This window comes from Microbacterium pullorum (genome assembly GCF_014836535.1).
GTDB lineage: Bacteria > Actinomycetota > Actinomycetes > Actinomycetales > Microbacteriaceae > Microbacterium > Microbacterium pullorum.
The window spans coordinates 196,966-211,427 of record NZ_JACSQP010000003.1 but is presented as its reverse complement, the minus strand read 5'-3'; the positions used below and the strand labels follow the sequence as shown (position 1 = coordinate 211,427).

The window sequence follows — 14,462 nt, the reverse complement described above, 5'->3', positions numbered from 1 at the left end:
GACGCATGACACGACGTGCGGTGGTGACCGGGGCGAGCTCGGGGATCGGAGAGGCCACGGTGCGCGCACTGCGCGCCTCGGGTTGGGATGTCGTCGGGGTGGCCCGTCGCGCAGACCGTCTCGCGGCGCTGGAGGCCGAGACCGGTGCGGCCGTGTACGCCGCAGATCTCACGCAGCAGGCCGACGTCGACGCGCTCGCCGCCTGGCTCGCCGAAACCGGTCCCGTCCACGCGCTCGTGCAGATCGCCGGCGGCGCGCGGGGTGCCGACCGCGTGGAAGACGGCAGAGCCGACGACTGGCGCTGGATGTTCGAGGTCAACGTGCTGGCCGCCCAGATGCTGGTGGCCGCGCTGCTGCCGCAGCTGCGCCGCGCTGCGGCATCAGATGGTCACGCCGACACGCTGTTCGTCACGTCGACCGCGGCGCAGCGTGCCTACCCCGGCGGTGGCGGCTACAACGCCGCGAAGGCGGGGGAGTCGATGATCGCCGCGGCCCTGCGGCTGGAGCTCAACGGCGAACCGATCCGGGTCGTCGAGATCGCGCCGGGCATGGTCTTCACCGAGGAGTTCACCCTCAACCGCCTGGGCGGTGACCGTGCCGCGGCCGAGAAGGTCTACGACGGGGTAGCGGAGCCGCTCGTGGCCTCCGACGTCGCCGATGTCATCGCCTACGCGCTGAATGCACCGGGGCGCGTGAACCTCGATCTCGTCACGATGCGCCCGGTGGCGCAGTCGGCGCAGCATCTGCTGGCGCGCGGGCCGCTGCGGCCCCGCCTGCCCATGGACTGAGTCGGTGAGTCCGGCCGCTGAGGCCGGATGATCACCCGGATGCGCGGGCGCCGCCTCGCAAGGAGCGGACTGCTCAGAACGGCGGGGGTTCGAAGGCTGTGGCGGTGGCGAGGGCGGTGAATTCGAGGACGCGTCGGGGGATGTCGGGGTAGACCCGGCCGGTGGGGCTGGTCCATTCGAGGATGCCGTGGGGTTTCTGGATCACGCACCACGCGGTGGCGTGTTTCATCGGGTGGTGCCTTGTGCAGAGGTTGGCGAGGTTGCACAGCGCGGTCGGTCCGCCGTGCGCGGCGTCGTGGGTGTGGTCGTGGTCGCAGTGGCGGGCGGGTCTTCGGCACCCGATGAAGCGGCAGTGTTCGTCGCGGGCGTCGAGATGTCGTCGCTGTGCAGCGCTGGGCCGGTAGGTGTCGACCGACTGCACGGCTCCGGTGGTGGGTGAGACGAAGATCCGTTCCCACAGTTCCGCGGTCGCGGCGAGGCGGCGGGCGGTGTCGGGGTCGATGGGCCCGTATCCGATGAGTTCGGCGGGTGCGGTGCCGGTGCCGGTGAGGGTGTCGAGGGGGATGATGACCTGCACTTGGGCTGTGATCGCACCGCCGTCGGCGACGGCACCGGTGGTGGCGGGTGCGGTGGCGCCGCCGGTGAGGAGCAGGTCGGTGAGGACGTCCGCGCGGACCTGGTCAGTCGTGCGGGTGTCGGTCGCGACGACCTCGGCGGGGTCGGGCGGTGTGGCTTCGGCACCATCGACGCTCGCACCGTCGTCGCCGCGGGCACCAGCGCCGGCGCCAGTACCACGGTGGCCCGCGGCACTCGCTTCCGCAGCGGCTTTCCGCCGCGCGGTCGTGATCTCCCGCGCGTACTCGGTCAACCGGTCGCGGATCGCGTACGCCAGCACCGCCGGCAGCACCGCCGCCAACTCCGCCATGCCATCGTCGAGGTCCCGCACCCACACCCGCCGGCCCGTGGCGGCGTCGGTGTGACGCTCCTCGAGCGGAACGGGGTGCAGTTTCTGGGCGATCATCGCGATGATCGGTTTCGCCCGCCCCGGGGTCTCCCGCTCACACACCACCAGCGCCGCCTGCTCGAACCGGGCGCGGGCCTCGGGGTCGGCGATGCGGGCCCCGGCATCCTGAATCAACCGCACATGCCCCATGTCGATCCGCCCCGCCCGCAACGCACCGACGGTCGCCGCGAACCCGGTCACCAGCACCGTGGCGTGGTGCAGGCGGTCCTGCATCACCCGGTCGGATCGCTGCAGCACGGCGCCGACCTCGGCCGCGATCGCCCGCAACGGCATCTCCCGTTCCCGACCCGCCGACGACGGCACCCGGGCGGTCTGCTCGGCGGCGATGGCATCCATCCGCGCCAGCGCGTGCAGCACATCGGCCTCCGCCGCCGCCACCCGGCGCCGCGCCGCGGCCAGGTCGGACAGCACCGCACCCGGAGACCGGGTGTCGCTGCGGGGGCTGACCGAGGAGGTGTTCATACCTCTAATCCTGCCGACCCCCTCCGACATTGCAGCCGCGCAAACCCCAGACCAAGGTAAGAATCGGAGAAAACGGTGGACAACTTCGAAAGAGTCTGCCTGGGGAGGAAGCCCCACGCTGCCCACGCACCCGCCGCCCCCGCACCCCCACCCGCAGAACCCGCAGCCTCACCGCCCGCCCGCACGCCCACCCGTCGCCGAGCGGCGCCACCCGCCGCCACCGGCCGCCACCCGCCGCCATCGAGCGCGAGGATCGCCGCGCACCGTCCGTAGGCTGGACCGGTGCACGATGCGAACCGGACGGCGATGACCCTGCCCGAACTCGCCGACGCGGGTCTGATCGACGCCGGGTGGGCAGATGCCCTGGCGCCCGTCGCCGACGACATCGCGGTGCTCGGCGAGCGGCTGCGCGCCGAGACGGCCGCCGGCCGCGGCTACCTTCCCGACGGCCACCTTGTGCTGCGGGCATTCCAGCGGCCTCTCGCCGATGTGCGTGTGCTGATCGTGGGACAGGACCCGTACCCGACACCGGGGCACCCGATCGGGCTGTCGTTCGCGGTGGAGCGGCACGTGCGCCCGTTGCCGCGGAGCCTCGGCAACATCTACCGTGAGCTCTCCGACGATCTCGGCATCGCTCCCGCCCACCATGGCGACCTGTCGGCGTGGAGCGACCAGGGCGTCATGCTGCTCAACCGTGTGCTCACGGTGGCGCCGGGGGCTGCCGGATCCCACCGCGGCTGGGGATGGGAGAGCGTGACCGAGCATGCCATCCGCGTGCTCGTCGAGCGCGGTGGACCGCTCGTCGCGGTGCTCTGGGGCAAGGATGCCGCCGGCCTCGGGCCGCTGTTGGGCGCGACGCCGCGGGTCGAGTCGTCGCACCCATCGCCGCTGTCCGCGTCCCGCGGATTCTTCGGCTCCCGCCCGTTCTCCCGCGTCGACGCGCTGTTGGCGCAGCAGGGTGCGGCACCGGTGGATTGGCGTCTGCCGACCGCCGCGGTTCTAGGCTGACGATCATGCTGCAGGACGAATACGACCGCGACCGCCGCCGGCTGCCTTGGCACCTGCGGCGCCGTGCCGAGCCCGAGGCGCCGTTCTCGTTCGACATCCGCCCCGCCGAGCTCGGTGACGTCGCCGACATCCGCGAGATCTACAACCACTACGTCACCAACTCCGTCGTCACCTTCGACGAGAAGAAGTGGTCGGTCGCGCAATGGCGCGACAAGCTGTCCCACGCGCAGAAACTCGGGCTGCCGTTCCTGGTGGCGCAGTCGCCGTCGGGTCAGATCCTCGGGTACGCCTACGTGCAGCCGCTGTCGAGCAAATCCGGCTACCGCTACAGCGTGGAGGACTCGATCTACCTCGGCCAGGCGGCCACCGGCAAGGGTCTCGGCAAGGCGCTGCTGGTCGCGCTCATCGAGGCGTGCGAGCAGGCCGGCATCCGCGAGATGGTCGCGATCATCAGTGATCGGGGAGCGGAGGCATCCGTCGCCCTCCACGAGAAGCTCGGCTTCGTCGAAGTCGGCCGCATGGGACGCGTCGGGCACAAGTTCGGGCGGTGGCTCGGCACGATCTACCTGCAGAAGTCGCTGAACCCCGTCAAGAAACGGGGCCTGTTCGGCCGGATCCGTCAGAACTGACGGCGGGCCACGCGCGCACCGCGTCGATGAGCGCGCGCCACGGGCCCTGCACGTCGGCGTCGGGCAGCTCCGCCTCGCGCCGCCGGGGTCCTGCCTCGGCACTCACCCGCCAGCAGAAGCGGTCAGCACCCGACGGGTCGCTCGGCGGATCGTCCCATGGGCACCGATCGATGAGGCTCGCCCATTCGCGCGCCGCCTCACCGTCGGGACAGGCTTCCCATCGTCGGCGCAGTCCAGCGATGCCGCCGGTGCGCACGACGGTCACCCGAACGGTCGACTCATCTGCTGGGTGCATCCTCCATCACGCCGACGCCCGACCAGCCGGCCCGGACGGCGTCGACCTCCTCCGATCCCTCACCGTACTCCGCCGTCGCCGTCTCCAGGGTGGCCCGGGCGAACCCGGCGAAGTCCACCGTCGGCGAGAGGGTGCCGGCGGTGAGGGTGCGGTACCAGATGAGGCCGGCGCGTTCCCATGCTCTGCCGCCGAGGGCGATCGCGGTGAGGTGGAACGCGCGATTCGGGATGCCGGAGTTGATGTGCACGCCGCCGTTGTCGGCCTCGGTCTCGACGTAATCGCGCATGTGCCCCGGCTGCGGGTCGCGGCCGAGCACATCGTCGTCGTACGCTGTGCCGGGTGCGGCGAGCGATCGCAGCGCCTTGCCCTGCACGGCGTCGGTGAAGATCCCGGCGCCGATCAGCCACAATGCCTCATCGGCGGTCTGTCCGAGGCTGTGCTGTTCGGTGAGAGCGCCGAACACATCGGACAGCGATTCGTTGAGTGCGCCCGACTGCCGCTCGTACACGAGGCCGCCGGAGAACTCGGTGACCCCGTGGGCGAGCTCGTGCGCGATGACGCTGAGGGAGCTGGTGAACCCCGTGAACACCTCGCCGTCGCCGTCGCCGAACACCATGCGCTCACCGTTCCAGAACGCGTTGTCGTAGTCGACGCCGTAGTGCACGGTGGCGGCCAGTGTGCCGCCCGCGGCGTCGATGCCGGCGCGGCCGAAGGCATCCCAGAAGAAGTCGAACGTCGCCCCGAGCCCGTCGAACGCCTCATCGGTCGCCTCGTCACCGGCGGGCGGGTCGGCTTCGGTGCGCACCTGCACACCGGGCAGGGTCTCGCGGTTCTGCGCGTCGGAGATCACGCGGTCGGGCGAGGGGGTCGCCCTCGCCACGAGCGCTCCGTCCTCGTCGATCGACAGCTGCAGGCGGGTGAGGTCGGGGTCGTAGCCGTGCCCGGCTTCGAGGGTCGCCCGCGCCGCGCGGGCCGCCCGCGCCAGGTGCGGGGCATCGGTCGCGGCGATGCGGGCCAGCAGGTACGGCGGGACGATGGCTGTCATGGCACGAGGCTAGGGCCCGCCGCCGACATCGGGAACGCCACCGGTCGGATCGATCACCGGGATCGAGGCCAGCAGACGCCTCGTGTAGGCCACCTGCGGGGTCAGCAGCACCTTCTCAGTCGGGCCCTCCTCCACGATGCGGCCGTCCTTCATGACGATCACGTCGTCGCACAGGTTCTGCACGATGCCGATGTCGTGGGACACCAGCACGAGCGCCAGGCCGTCGCGGCGGCGCAGGTCCCGCAGCAGCTCGAGGATCTGGGCGCGCACCGTGACATCCAGCGCCGACAGCGGCTCATCGCCGACGAGCAGGCGCGGGCGGTGCACGATGGCGCGGGCGATCGCGATGCGCTGGCGCTGGCCGCCCGAGAACTCGTGCGGGAAGCGGTCGGCCATCGCCGGTTCCAGCCCCACATCGGTGAGCACCTCGCGCACGCGGGCGCGGCGATCGCCCTCGATCCCGAGCGCCCACAGCGGCTCGGCGACGATGCGCCCGACGCTCATGCGCGGGTCCAGCGACGCATAGGGGTCCTGGAAGACGATGCCGGTCTGGCGTCTCAGCCAATGCAGCGACGTGGCGGGCGCGGATGCCACGACCGCCTTGCCGTCGAACTCGACGGTGCCCGCCGTGGGGGTGTCCAGCGCCAGCAGCAGCCGCACGAGCGTCGACTTGCCCGAACCCGATTCGCCGATGATGCCGAGGGCGGAATTCTCGGCGACGTCGACGTCGGCATCTTCCAGCGCCGTCGTCCACCGGCGCGGCTCGAACAGGCCCCCGCGGGGGACCGGGTGGCGCCGCGTGAGCCCGCGGCCGCGCAGCAGCGCGTTCATGCGCGTCCTCCCGGGCGCCACAGCGTCGCGGTGGCGTCGCGCAGGAGCCCGCGGGTGACCGCCGAGGACGGCGCGGTGAGCAGCGTCGCCACCGGGGCGGACTCGACGACGCGACCCCGTTCGAGCACGATGCCGTGCGTCGCGATCTGCGACAGCACCGCCAGGTCGTGCGTGATGAACACCAGCGACATGCCGTCGCCGGTCACGAGGTCGCCGAGCAGTTGCAGGATCTCGGCCTGGATCGTCACGTCCAGGGCCGTCGTCGGCTCGTCGGCGATGAGCAGCCGCGGGCGGCACGCCAGCGCCATCGCGATCGCGACGCGCTGGCGCTGACCGCCCGACAGCTGGTGCGGATAGCGGGTGACGATCTGCTGCGGATCGGGCAGCGCCACCCGTGCGGCCTCCGCGACCGCGTGCTCCTTGGCCGCGCGACGGGAGATGCGCTCGTGGATGCGCACCGACTCGGCGATCTGCCGCCCGACGGTGCGGATGGGGTTCAGCGCCGTGCGCGGCTCCTGGAACACGATGCCGATCTCGTCGCCGCGGAGCTCGGCCATGTCGCGGTCGGGCATCCCGATCAGCTCGCGCCCGTTCCAGCGGATGCTGCCGGTCGCCGTCGCGGCATCCGGCAGCAGCCCCATGATGGCCAACGCCGTGAGGGACTTTCCCGACCCGGATTCGCCGATGAGCCCGACGCGGGCGGAGTCGGGCACGTCGAACGAGACGCCGTCGACGACGCGGCGCCCACCCACCTCGATCGCGAGGTCGCGCACCTCGAGGCTCATGCCACCACCTCCGGCACGTGCGCGCGGGCGGCGTTGCCGCGGCGGCTGAGGGTGGGGTCGGTGGCCTCGCGCAGACCGTCGCCGAGCAGATTCAGCCCCAGCACGGTGAGCGTGATCGCCAGGCCCGGCCACACCACCGACAGCGGGTGCACCGTGATGTAGGTCTGCAGTTCGCTCAGCAGCACGCCCCACGACGGCTGGGTCACGGGGGCGCCGAAGCCCAGGTACGACAGGCCCGCCTCGGCGAGCACCGCGACGGCCATGCCCCACGACAGCTGGACGATGAACACCGGAGCGACGTTGGGGAGCAGGTGACGCAGCAGGTTCTGCAGCGGCGTCAGGCCTGCCGCGCGCCCGGCGAGCACGAATTCGCTCTGCAGCACGCGGCGCAGCTCCGGCCGGGTGACGCGGGCGATGTTGACCCCGAAGCCGATGCCGACCGCCAGAATGACGACCCACAGCGACCCGCCCCACACGGCGGAGATCATCATCGCGATGAGCAGCACCGGGAAGGCGATGAGGATGTCGACGAGTACGGCGACCGTCTCACGCAGCCACCGGGCGGTGAGCGCACCGAGCGAGGCCAGCACGATGCCGATGAGCGTCGCGACGAGCCCGGCGCCGAGCGCGACCCACACCGTCGTGACGGCGCCGGCCATGATGAGGCTGAGGATGTCGCGGCCGGTGGCATCCGTGCCGAGCAGGTGCGGCCAGCCCGGCGGCGCCCAGCGGTTGGCGATGTCGACCTGTTGCGGATCGAACGGCGTCCACACCGCCGCGATGAGCGCGGTGACGCCCACGACGGCGAAGACCGCCAACCCCACCCGACCGGTCGTCAGTTGCGTCAGGCGGCGCAGCCACCCCCACCGGCCCTCGGACGCGCGGCGCCCGCTGTCAGCGCTCATCCCGCCTCCCGCTGCCGGGGGTCGATGACCCGGTGGAAGAGGTCGACGGCGAACCCGACGACCAGCACGAACCCGGTCAGCACGAGCAGTTCGCCCTGCACCATCGGCAGGTCGCGTGCGCCGACGTCTGCCACGAGCATGCGGCCGATCCCGGGGAGCGAGAACAGCTGTTCGATGACGACGGCGCCGACGATGATGCCGGCGACCTGCAGGCCCAGCACCGTGATGACCGAGAGCCCGACGTTGGGCAGTCCGTGGCGCACCAGAGCCTGCGTGCGGGTGAGACCCTTCGCGGCGGCGCTTCGCACGTAATCCTGCCCCACCGCCTGCAGCGTCGCCGAGCGCACGAAGCGCAGCAGCATGGCGCCTTCGACGATGCCGATCGTGATCGCGGGCAGCAGCAGAGAGCGCAGCGCCGTCGCCGGGTCGTCCCAGCCGGAACGCGGGAACCCCTGCGCCGGCAGCCACCCGAGCCACACCGCGAAGACGACGACGAGCATCATGCCGGCCCACACCACCGGTACTGCGGCGACCGCCTGCGCCCCGACGGTGATGAGCGTGCCGTCGGCACGACCGCGACGGAGGGCCGAGACGACGCCCAGCGGCACACTGAAGGCCAGCGCGATCACGAGCGAGAGGATGCCGAGCGGCACGGTCACCTGCGCCTTCTCGGCGAGTTCGGTGGTCACTGCGCTCCCGGTCAGCAGCGACGTGCCGAGGTCGCCGCCGAAGATCCCGCCGATCCAGTCGAGGTACTGCAGCGGCAGCGGCCGGTCCAGACCCAGGCGCGCGCGGATGGCCTCGACCTGCTCGGGCGTGCTCCCGACGCCCGCCACCATCTGGGCGACGTCGCCGGGGAGCACCCGCAGGGTGACGAAGATCAACGCGCTGGCGACGACGAGGCCCACGAGCAGCAGGACCAGCCGCGTCAGCGCGTAGCGGATCACCCCTCGCTCTTGGTCAGCTCGACGAGGTTGAGACGCTCGTTCACGTTCACCGTGGGCATACCGGTGATGTTAGCGCCGACCGCGACGACCGATGCGCCGTTGTACAGCCAGTCGGCGGCGTGGTCCTCGGACACGATGCGGGCGGCTTCGGCGAGCAGATCGGCTGCCTCGGCCTCGTCGGTGGCGGCGAGGGACTGCGCGAACAGCTCCTGCACCTCGGCGTCGTCGTAGGCGAAGTAGTACTCGGGGTTCGCCCAGTTCTCGAAGTCGTGCGCCTCGGTGTGCAGGACGAAACTCAGCTCGTAGTCGCGGTTCATGTAGACGTCGTTGAGCCACGACGAGAACTCCACGGCGTTGACCTTCAGGGTGATGCCCACGTCGTGCAGGTTCGACACCAGGATCTGCGAGACCGTCGTGCCGTAGAACGACGGCAGCGTGAGGGTGAGCTCGAGGTCGTCCCCTTCGTCGTAGCCCGCTTCGGCCAGCAGCTCACGCGCCGCCTCGGGGTCGTGGGGGACCAGTTCCGAGAGGTCCTCGTAGCCGGGGTCGAGCTCGGGGATGGGGCCGTACATCGTCTGCCCGGCGCCGAGGGCTTCGACGATGGCGTCGTGGTCGATCGCCTGGCGGATGGCCTGACGCACCTTGACGTCGGCGAGGGGTCCTTCGCCGGCGTTCATCGCCAGGGTGCCCTTGTCGGTCGACGCGCCGATCTCGACCGTGAAGTCGCCGTTCGCCTCGATCTGCTCGGTCAGGTTCGCATCGAATCCGGTCACGACGTCGACTTCGCCCGCCAGGGCCGCGTTGAGTGCGGCCTGGGTTTCGGGGATGTAGGCGAAGACGACCTCCGCCGCGCCCGCCGGGTCGCCCCAGTAGTCGGCGAATCGGGCGAGGGTGACGCTGTCGCCCTGCTTCCAGCTCGCCAGGGTGAAGGGGCCGGTGCCGTTGGCTGCGGTCTTGCGGTCGGTGGTGTCACCCTCCTTGAGGATGAGGCCGGCGCGCCCGGTGAGGTTCCACAGCAGGCTCGAGTCGGGCTCGGCGAGGGTCAGCACGATGTCCTGCCCGTTCGCGGTGATGCCGGTGACACCGGCGAGGCGCGCGGAGTCGCGGTACGACGCCGTGTCGCGCACCTGCGTGAGCGACCAGATGACGTCCTGCGGTGTCAGCGGCTGCCCGTCGTGGAAGACGACGCCCTCGCGGAGCGTGAAGGTGTAGGTGAGGCCGTCGGGGGAGACCTCGTAGTCACTCGCGAGCGCCGGGACGATGTCCTGCTCGGGGGTGCGGGAGACGAGCCCCTGGTAGACGTTGTCGATCAGCAGCTGATCGAGCGCCGCGCCGGCGGTCTCGCGGATGTCGAGGTTGCCGGGTTCGGAGACCAGACGCACCGCCACCGACGCGTCGGGGTCGGCGACGGCGCTGGTGGTGGGTGCGGGGGCCTCGGCGGCGCTGCAGGCGGTCAGCAGCAGGGCGCCGGTGGCCAGCAGGGCCGCGGCAGCCAGGGAGGTGCGGCGGAGCATGTGGAGGGGTCCTTTCGCAAGGGCGGGAGGCATCATCGCTGTCCGGGGCCTCCCGCGTACTCTTGTGCGCGTAACAGCCTAGGCTCCGTGCGGCCGTGGTCGGGCATCGGTGACGTCTTGGATGCCGTCGCGCTCACGAGGACGCCACCGCATCGGCCACGAGCACGCCCAGCTCACGGGGCAGCTCCTCCTGCACGTTGTGGCCTGCGGGGAGGGTGATCACCGCGGCGTGGGGGAGTCGGCGGACGAACTCTGCGGCATCCGCCTCGGTCACATAGCCCCGCTCCCCGCGCACCAGCGTGAGGGGGACGGATGCCGCGGCGAAATCGCCCCAGCTCGCCGCGGTGAGCACATCGCGGGGGAGGTCGGCGGTGGCGCGTCCCGCGCGCGCGGCGGCCGCAGCGTCGGGGTCGGCGGCGCGGGCGGCGGCGAGGTGGGCGTAGTGGTGCTTCCACTCCACACGGCCGTCGGGGCGGATGCGCGAGTTCAGGGCGACACCGCGGGCGGTGGCCTCGCGGCTGCCGCCGCCGAAGCCGAACGCGAGTGCCCGGTCGACGAGCTCGTCGCGGGAGGCCCAATCGGTGGGGCCCGCGAAGAAGTCCCGCAGCTGTGACGGACCGGCCGACGGCTCGACGCCCGGGGTGATGTCGACGATGACGAGGGCGCGCACGAGCTCGGGTGCCGCTGCGGCGACGGCCGCCGCCGTCACACCTCCCAGCGACTGCCCCACGAGCACCTGCGGTCGGTCGGTCCACGTGCGCATCGCGCGGATGACATCGGGGGCGAGCGTGTGGGCGGAGTAGTCGGCGTCGTCGCGCCACGACGAGTCGCCGTGACCGGGGAGGTCCAGCGCGAGGGCGGGGCGGCCGAGCGCCAGCACCGTGGCATCCCAGGTGTGGGCGTTCAGGCCCGCACCGTGCAGCAGCGTCACCGCCGGATCGGCGGGGGCGCCGTAGCGCAGCGCACTGAGGGTGCGACCGTCGTCGAGGGCCAGCCGCAGCCGGTCGACCTGCGGCACCGCGTCGATGCCCAGGTCGGCGGCCTGGGCGGCCAGGAACGAGAACTCGTCGTCGGGATCGCTCACCCGCACATTCTGCCCGCTCGCGTCGGGGCGGGCATAGGGTCGGACCATGACCGAGGCTCCCCGCGTCCACCTCTCCCGGTCCGCCCGCGAGGCCTACCGTGCCCTCGACGTGTTCGCCAAGACGGTGGGGGCGATCGCCGACGACGCGGGGCTCGACGCGCGGCTGCGCGAGCTCGTGCAGATCCACGCCTCGCAGCTCAACGGCTGCTCGTTCTGCGTGCGCGTGCACGTCGACCGTGCGGAAGCTGCGGGGGCCACCGCCGACGTCATCGCGCAGGTGGCGGTGTGGCGTGACTCGGGGGTCTTCACCGAGCGGGAGCGCGCCGCGCTCGAACTGACCGAGGCGCACGTGTTCATCCACGAGGCGGGCGTGCCCGACGACGTGTACGACCGGGTCGGCGGCATCCTCTCGGAGCGGGAGTACGTCGCGCTCAGCTGGATCCTGGTGGCGATCAACTCCTTCAACCGCGTCGCGATCGCCGGTCGCTACGACGTGCCGCCGCGCGAGGGGGAGCAGGCGTGACCGATGCCGCCTGGAGCGTCTCGGGCGCGCTGAACTTCCGCGACGTCGGGGGGCTGCCGGCGGGGGCGGGGGTCTCCCGGTCGGGGGTGCTGTTCCGTTCGGGCAACCTCGCCCGGCTCGACGACGCCGGGCGGGCCACGCTGCGCGAACTGGGGCTGCGGCGCGTGATCGACCTGCGCGCCGACGACGAGATCGCCCTGGAACCCTCGCTCGTGGACGGGCTGGACCTGGAGACGCAGCGGGTGCCGCTGTTCCTCGGTTCGGCGACCTCGTTCTTCGAGCGTGACGTGGGGCTCGACGACTTCTACCGCTCGATGCTCGACGAAGCCGCCGACCGGGTGGTCGAGGTGGTCCGCGGGGTGCTGGCCGACCAGCCGGTGCTCGTGCACTGCACCGTCGGCAAAGACCGCACCGGGGTGACGGTCGCCCTCACCCTCGCCGCCGCGGGGGTGGACGAAGACGCCGTCGTCGCCGACTACGCACGCACCGAAGCTCTGCTGCCGGCGCAGCGCAACGCCCGCGTGCTGGCGTACCTGCGCGCGCAGCATCCCGAGGCGCGCTACCTGGAGGAACTGGCGACCAGATCGCCCGCCGCCGCGATGCGGACGCTCCTCGCCGACCTCCGCGCGCGCTACGGAGCACCGGTGGAGTTCCTGCGGGCCCACGGGCTGGGCGATGACGAGATCGCGGAGCTCACCGCGGTGCTCGTGCGCCGCGACTGATTCGGCCGATCCACTCAGGTTAGGCAACCCTCATCAGTGGTACCGTGGTGGTGCCATGACCTCCGCCGATCACAACGCCGCCGCCTGCCGGGCGACCCGGCACACCCGCGTGCAGCACCTCATCGCCGCCGACGAGCACTCGCTCGCCGAGCTCGAGGCGCTCATCGCGACTCTGCCGCTGTGCTCGACCGGACGCGTCTTCATCGAGGTGCCCGACGACACCTGGCCCACCGACCTCGCGGTGCCCCCGCGCATGATCGTCACCTGGCTCGACCGATCCCGTCGCTCCGGCACACCCGGCACCGGCCGCGGCTGCGCACCCGGCGCCGCGCTCACCCGTGCGGTGACCGGCTGGGCCGACGAGATGCTGTGCACCGACGACCACGCCACCCGGGTGTTCCTGCTCGGCGGGTACCTCGGCACCGCCGACATCGTCGACCACCTCACCGGTCACCTCGGCATGCCCGCCGACGGCATCCGCACCCCCGAGCGCTTCGGGCTCGCGACCGCCCGCTGACTCAGGCCCCGCGGGGAACGTAGCGGCCGTCCGCCAAGCCCGCCTCGATCTCGAACCGGTTGGTGAGCGGATCGCGTCCCGCCAGCAGGTACAGCACCGGCATGAGGGCACCGTAGCGCTGCCACTGCCGCTTGTGCACGGCCTCGTGGGTGAGGAGGCTCTCGGGGATGCGTCCTGATCCGGTGAGGAAGCAGCCGCCGACGCACACACCTCCCCGGCGGTAGGTCCACGACGGCATGCCGCGGAAGACCCACAGCCCACCGCGGCGCTCCACGCGGCCGGTCGACCACAGGCCGCCCCAGATCCAACCCAACCCCGTGCCCCAGAGGTAGCCGAGACGGCTGAGGGGGGAGTCTCGCAGCAACGCCGGAATCCACCGGTCCTGCCGCTTTCCGCGCGCCACGACCCGGTCGGCCCTCTCGCGCCAGTCGGCCGGCGGGGTGGGGATCGGGCTCACGCAAGCGCCCCGATGACGCGCAGGATCGCGCCGAGGTCGTCGACGGCGGCGCGCGGTGACGACGGGGCGAATCCCGACAGTGACGCGCCCGCGAGAGGAATCCGGTCACGCAGCCGCGCGATCGCGGTCACGAGCGCCGGCACGTCGACCCCGAACGGCACGGCCGACCCCACGCCCGTGATCGATGCCGGGTCGAGCACATCGAGGTCGACGTGCACGTAGACGGCATCGGCCCCGGTCGCGGCGACCGCGTCGGCGAGGGCGTCGGGGTCGTCGAACGACGCGGCGGGCACGAACGTGAGGGGGGAGCTCAGCAGGTATGCCTCCTCGGCGGCATCGAGGTCGCGCGCCCCCGCGAGCACGATGCGCTCGGGCGCGACGACGGCGGTCGTCGCGAGCGGCTCGACCTCACCCAGCACGGCGCGCAGGGCCATGCCGGCGTAGGCGCCGGAGGGGGAGGATGCCGGGTCGTGCAGGTCGCCGTGCGCGTCGCACCAGACGACGGCGAGGTTCGGATGCCGCGCGGCGGCGTGCGCGATCGCCGGCACCGCGACGGCGCAGTCGCCTCCCACGACGACCGCGGGTTCGGCGATCGGCGCGAGGGTCTCGGCCAGGAGCGTCTGGATGCGGGTGAGGGCGCTCAGCCGCTGCACTGCGCTGCCGAGTGCTTCGCCGGCTTCCAGCGGCACCTCGACGCGCGTACACGCGGCGCGCGGCAGGTCGCCGGCGATCGCCTCCGCCCCGTCGATGAGGAGCATGGCGCGCGACGAGGGCGAGCCCTGCCATTGCGGAACGACGACGAACCGGGTCATGCCCCCATCTTGGCCTGTCATGCCTCGTGATGCGCGTGGCATCGCCGCGATCCGCCGACGTGGCCGACGTCGCCCACGGTCACCCGCCGGGAACGCGCCCCGGGGGGGGCCCCC

The 14,462-nt window shown here is 72.2% G+C and carries 17 protein-coding genes; 6 read left to right on the top strand and 11 right to left on the bottom strand.

Annotation, left to right across the window (positions count from 1 at the left end):
• Positions 1 to 5 precede the first annotated feature (5 nt).
• Positions 6 to 788: an SDR family oxidoreductase gene (locus tag H9651_RS05900; protein ID WP_191718303.1), complete on the top strand. Its 783-nt coding sequence runs from the start codon at positions 6 to 8 to the stop codon at positions 786 to 788.
• Positions 789 to 861: 73 nt separating this feature from the next.
• On the opposite strand, the gene H9651_RS05895 is transcribed toward H9651_RS05900, so the two are convergent.
• Positions 862 to 2,274, bottom strand: coding sequence for an HNH endonuclease signature motif containing protein (locus H9651_RS05895; RefSeq protein WP_191718301.1), 1,413 nt, complete (start codon positions 2,272 to 2,274; stop codon positions 862 to 864).
• A 306-nt stretch (positions 2,275 to 2,580) separates the two neighbouring features.
• Here H9651_RS05895 and H9651_RS05890 point away from each other — a divergent pair, with 306 nt between their 5' ends.
• Together H9651_RS05890 and H9651_RS05885 are read left to right on the top strand one after the other, a co-directional pair.
• A complete protein-coding gene (locus H9651_RS05890) occupies positions 2,581 to 3,282 on the top strand; it encodes a uracil-DNA glycosylase (RefSeq protein WP_191718559.1) in 702 nt (233 codons plus the stop codon).
• Positions 3,283 to 3,287: 5 nt separating this feature from the next.
• Positions 3,288 to 3,911, top strand: a complete 624-nt coding sequence (locus H9651_RS05885; RefSeq protein ID WP_191718299.1) for a GNAT family N-acetyltransferase — start codon at positions 3,288 to 3,290, stop codon at positions 3,909 to 3,911.
• Here the strand turns inward: H9651_RS05885 and H9651_RS15000 are convergent.
• The 8 genes from H9651_RS15000 to H9651_RS05850 form a co-directional block, all read right to left on the bottom strand.
• Positions 3,871 to 4,206, bottom strand: a complete 336-nt coding sequence (locus H9651_RS15000) for a protealysin inhibitor emfourin (protein WP_318244776.1) — start codon at positions 4,204 to 4,206, stop codon at positions 3,871 to 3,873. The two genes, H9651_RS05885 and H9651_RS15000, sit on opposite strands and share 41 nt — an antisense overlap.
• Positions 4,190 to 5,251, bottom strand: a complete 1,062-nt coding sequence (locus H9651_RS05880) for a M4 family metallopeptidase (protein ID WP_191718297.1) — start codon at positions 5,249 to 5,251, stop codon at positions 4,190 to 4,192. Before H9651_RS05880 ends, H9651_RS15000 begins: the two co-directional genes overlap by 17 nt.
• A gap of 9 nt (positions 5,252 to 5,260) precedes the next feature.
• A complete protein-coding gene (locus H9651_RS05875; protein ID WP_191718295.1) occupies positions 5,261 to 6,082 on the bottom strand; it encodes an ATP-binding cassette domain-containing protein in 822 nt (273 codons plus the stop codon).
• Positions 6,079 to 6,867, bottom strand: a complete 789-nt coding sequence (locus H9651_RS05870; protein WP_191718294.1) for an ATP-binding cassette domain-containing protein — start codon at positions 6,865 to 6,867, stop codon at positions 6,079 to 6,081. The genes H9651_RS05875 and H9651_RS05870 overlap by 4 nt, the downstream gene beginning before the upstream one ends.
• Positions 6,864 to 7,772, bottom strand: coding sequence for an ABC transporter permease (locus tag H9651_RS05865; protein WP_191718292.1), 909 nt, complete (start codon positions 7,770 to 7,772; stop codon positions 6,864 to 6,866). Before H9651_RS05865 ends, H9651_RS05870 begins: the two co-directional genes overlap by 4 nt.
• Positions 7,769 to 8,719: an ABC transporter permease gene (locus tag H9651_RS05860; RefSeq protein ID WP_191718290.1), complete on the bottom strand. Its 951-nt coding sequence runs from the start codon at positions 8,717 to 8,719 to the stop codon at positions 7,769 to 7,771. The genes H9651_RS05865 and H9651_RS05860 overlap by 4 nt, the downstream gene beginning before the upstream one ends.
• Positions 8,716 to 10,233 carry an ABC transporter substrate-binding protein gene (locus H9651_RS05855; protein WP_191718288.1) on the bottom strand — a complete coding sequence of 506 codons (1,518 nt, stop codon included), beginning with the start codon at positions 10,231 to 10,233 and terminating at the stop codon, positions 8,716 to 8,718. Before H9651_RS05855 ends, H9651_RS05860 begins: the two co-directional genes overlap by 4 nt.
• 133 nt (positions 10,234 to 10,366) lie before the next feature.
• On the bottom strand, positions 10,367 to 11,323 hold the full coding sequence (locus H9651_RS05850; protein ID WP_404803000.1) for an alpha/beta fold hydrolase: 957 nt from the start codon (positions 11,321 to 11,323) through the stop codon (positions 10,367 to 10,369).
• Between the two features lie 40 nt (positions 11,324 to 11,363).
• Here H9651_RS05850 and H9651_RS05845 point away from each other — a divergent pair, with 40 nt between their 5' ends.
• The 3 genes from H9651_RS05845 to H9651_RS05835 are packed head-to-tail and all read left to right on the top strand — an operon-like array spanning position 11,364 to position 13,079.
• Positions 11,364 to 11,840, top strand: coding sequence for a carboxymuconolactone decarboxylase family protein (locus H9651_RS05845; RefSeq protein ID WP_191718284.1), 477 nt, complete (start codon positions 11,364 to 11,366; stop codon positions 11,838 to 11,840).
• Positions 11,837 to 12,562 carry a tyrosine-protein phosphatase gene (locus tag H9651_RS05840; RefSeq protein WP_191718283.1) on the top strand — a complete coding sequence of 242 codons (726 nt, stop codon included), beginning with the start codon at positions 11,837 to 11,839 and terminating at the stop codon, positions 12,560 to 12,562. Before H9651_RS05845 ends, H9651_RS05840 begins: the two co-directional genes overlap by 4 nt.
• 55 nt (positions 12,563 to 12,617) lie before the next feature.
• Positions 12,618 to 13,079, top strand: a complete 462-nt coding sequence (locus H9651_RS05835) for an SIP domain-containing protein (protein WP_191718281.1) — start codon at positions 12,618 to 12,620, stop codon at positions 13,077 to 13,079.
• A gap of 1 nt (position 13,080) precedes the next feature.
• Here the strand turns inward: H9651_RS05835 and H9651_RS05830 are convergent, their stop codons facing one another.
• Positions 13,081 to 13,536 carry a Fe-S oxidoreductase gene (locus H9651_RS05830; RefSeq protein WP_191718278.1) on the bottom strand — a complete coding sequence of 152 codons (456 nt, stop codon included), beginning with the start codon at positions 13,534 to 13,536 and terminating at the stop codon, positions 13,081 to 13,083.
• Positions 13,533 to 14,348, bottom strand: a complete 816-nt coding sequence (locus H9651_RS05825; protein WP_191718276.1) for an arginase family protein — start codon at positions 14,346 to 14,348, stop codon at positions 13,533 to 13,535. The genes H9651_RS05830 and H9651_RS05825 overlap by 4 nt, the downstream gene beginning before the upstream one ends.
• Between the last annotated feature and the right edge of the window lie 114 nt (positions 14,349 to 14,462).

What these genes read in the sequence shown, in the direction of transcription:
- H9651_RS05900 (WP_191718303.1), top strand. Translation starts at nt 6, where the DNA reads ATGACACGACGTGCGGTGGTGACCGGGGCGAGCTCGGGGATCGGAGAG.
- H9651_RS05895 (WP_191718301.1), bottom strand. Translation starts at nt 2,274, where the DNA reads ATGAACACCTCCTCGGTCAGCCCCCGCAGCGACACCCGGTCTCCGGGT.
- H9651_RS05890 (WP_191718559.1), top strand. Translation starts at nt 2,581, where the DNA reads ATGACCCTGCCCGAACTCGCCGACGCGGGTCTGATCGACGCCGGGTGG.
- H9651_RS05885 (WP_191718299.1), top strand. Translation starts at nt 3,288, where the DNA reads ATGCTGCAGGACGAATACGACCGCGACCGCCGCCGGCTGCCTTGGCAC.
- H9651_RS15000 (WP_318244776.1), bottom strand. Translation starts at nt 4,206, where the DNA reads ATGCACCCAGCAGATGAGTCGACCGTTCGGGTGACCGTCGTGCGCACC.
- H9651_RS05880 (WP_191718297.1), bottom strand. Translation starts at nt 5,251, where the DNA reads ATGACAGCCATCGTCCCGCCGTACCTGCTGGCCCGCATCGCCGCGACC.
- H9651_RS05875 (WP_191718295.1), bottom strand. Translation starts at nt 6,082, where the DNA reads ATGAACGCGCTGCTGCGCGGCCGCGGGCTCACGCGGCGCCACCCGGTC.
- H9651_RS05870 (WP_191718294.1), bottom strand. Translation starts at nt 6,867, where the DNA reads ATGAGCCTCGAGGTGCGCGACCTCGCGATCGAGGTGGGTGGGCGCCGC.
- H9651_RS05865 (WP_191718292.1), bottom strand. Translation starts at nt 7,772, where the DNA reads ATGAGCGCTGACAGCGGGCGCCGCGCGTCCGAGGGCCGGTGGGGGTGG.
- H9651_RS05855 (WP_191718288.1), bottom strand. Translation starts at nt 10,233, where the DNA reads ATGCTCCGCCGCACCTCCCTGGCTGCCGCGGCCCTGCTGGCCACCGGC.
- H9651_RS05845 (WP_191718284.1), top strand. Translation starts at nt 11,364, where the DNA reads ATGACCGAGGCTCCCCGCGTCCACCTCTCCCGGTCCGCCCGCGAGGCC.
- H9651_RS05835 (WP_191718281.1), top strand. Translation starts at nt 12,618, where the DNA reads ATGACCTCCGCCGATCACAACGCCGCCGCCTGCCGGGCGACCCGGCAC.
- H9651_RS05825 (WP_191718276.1), bottom strand. Translation starts at nt 14,348, where the DNA reads ATGACCCGGTTCGTCGTCGTTCCGCAATGGCAGGGCTCGCCCTCGTCG.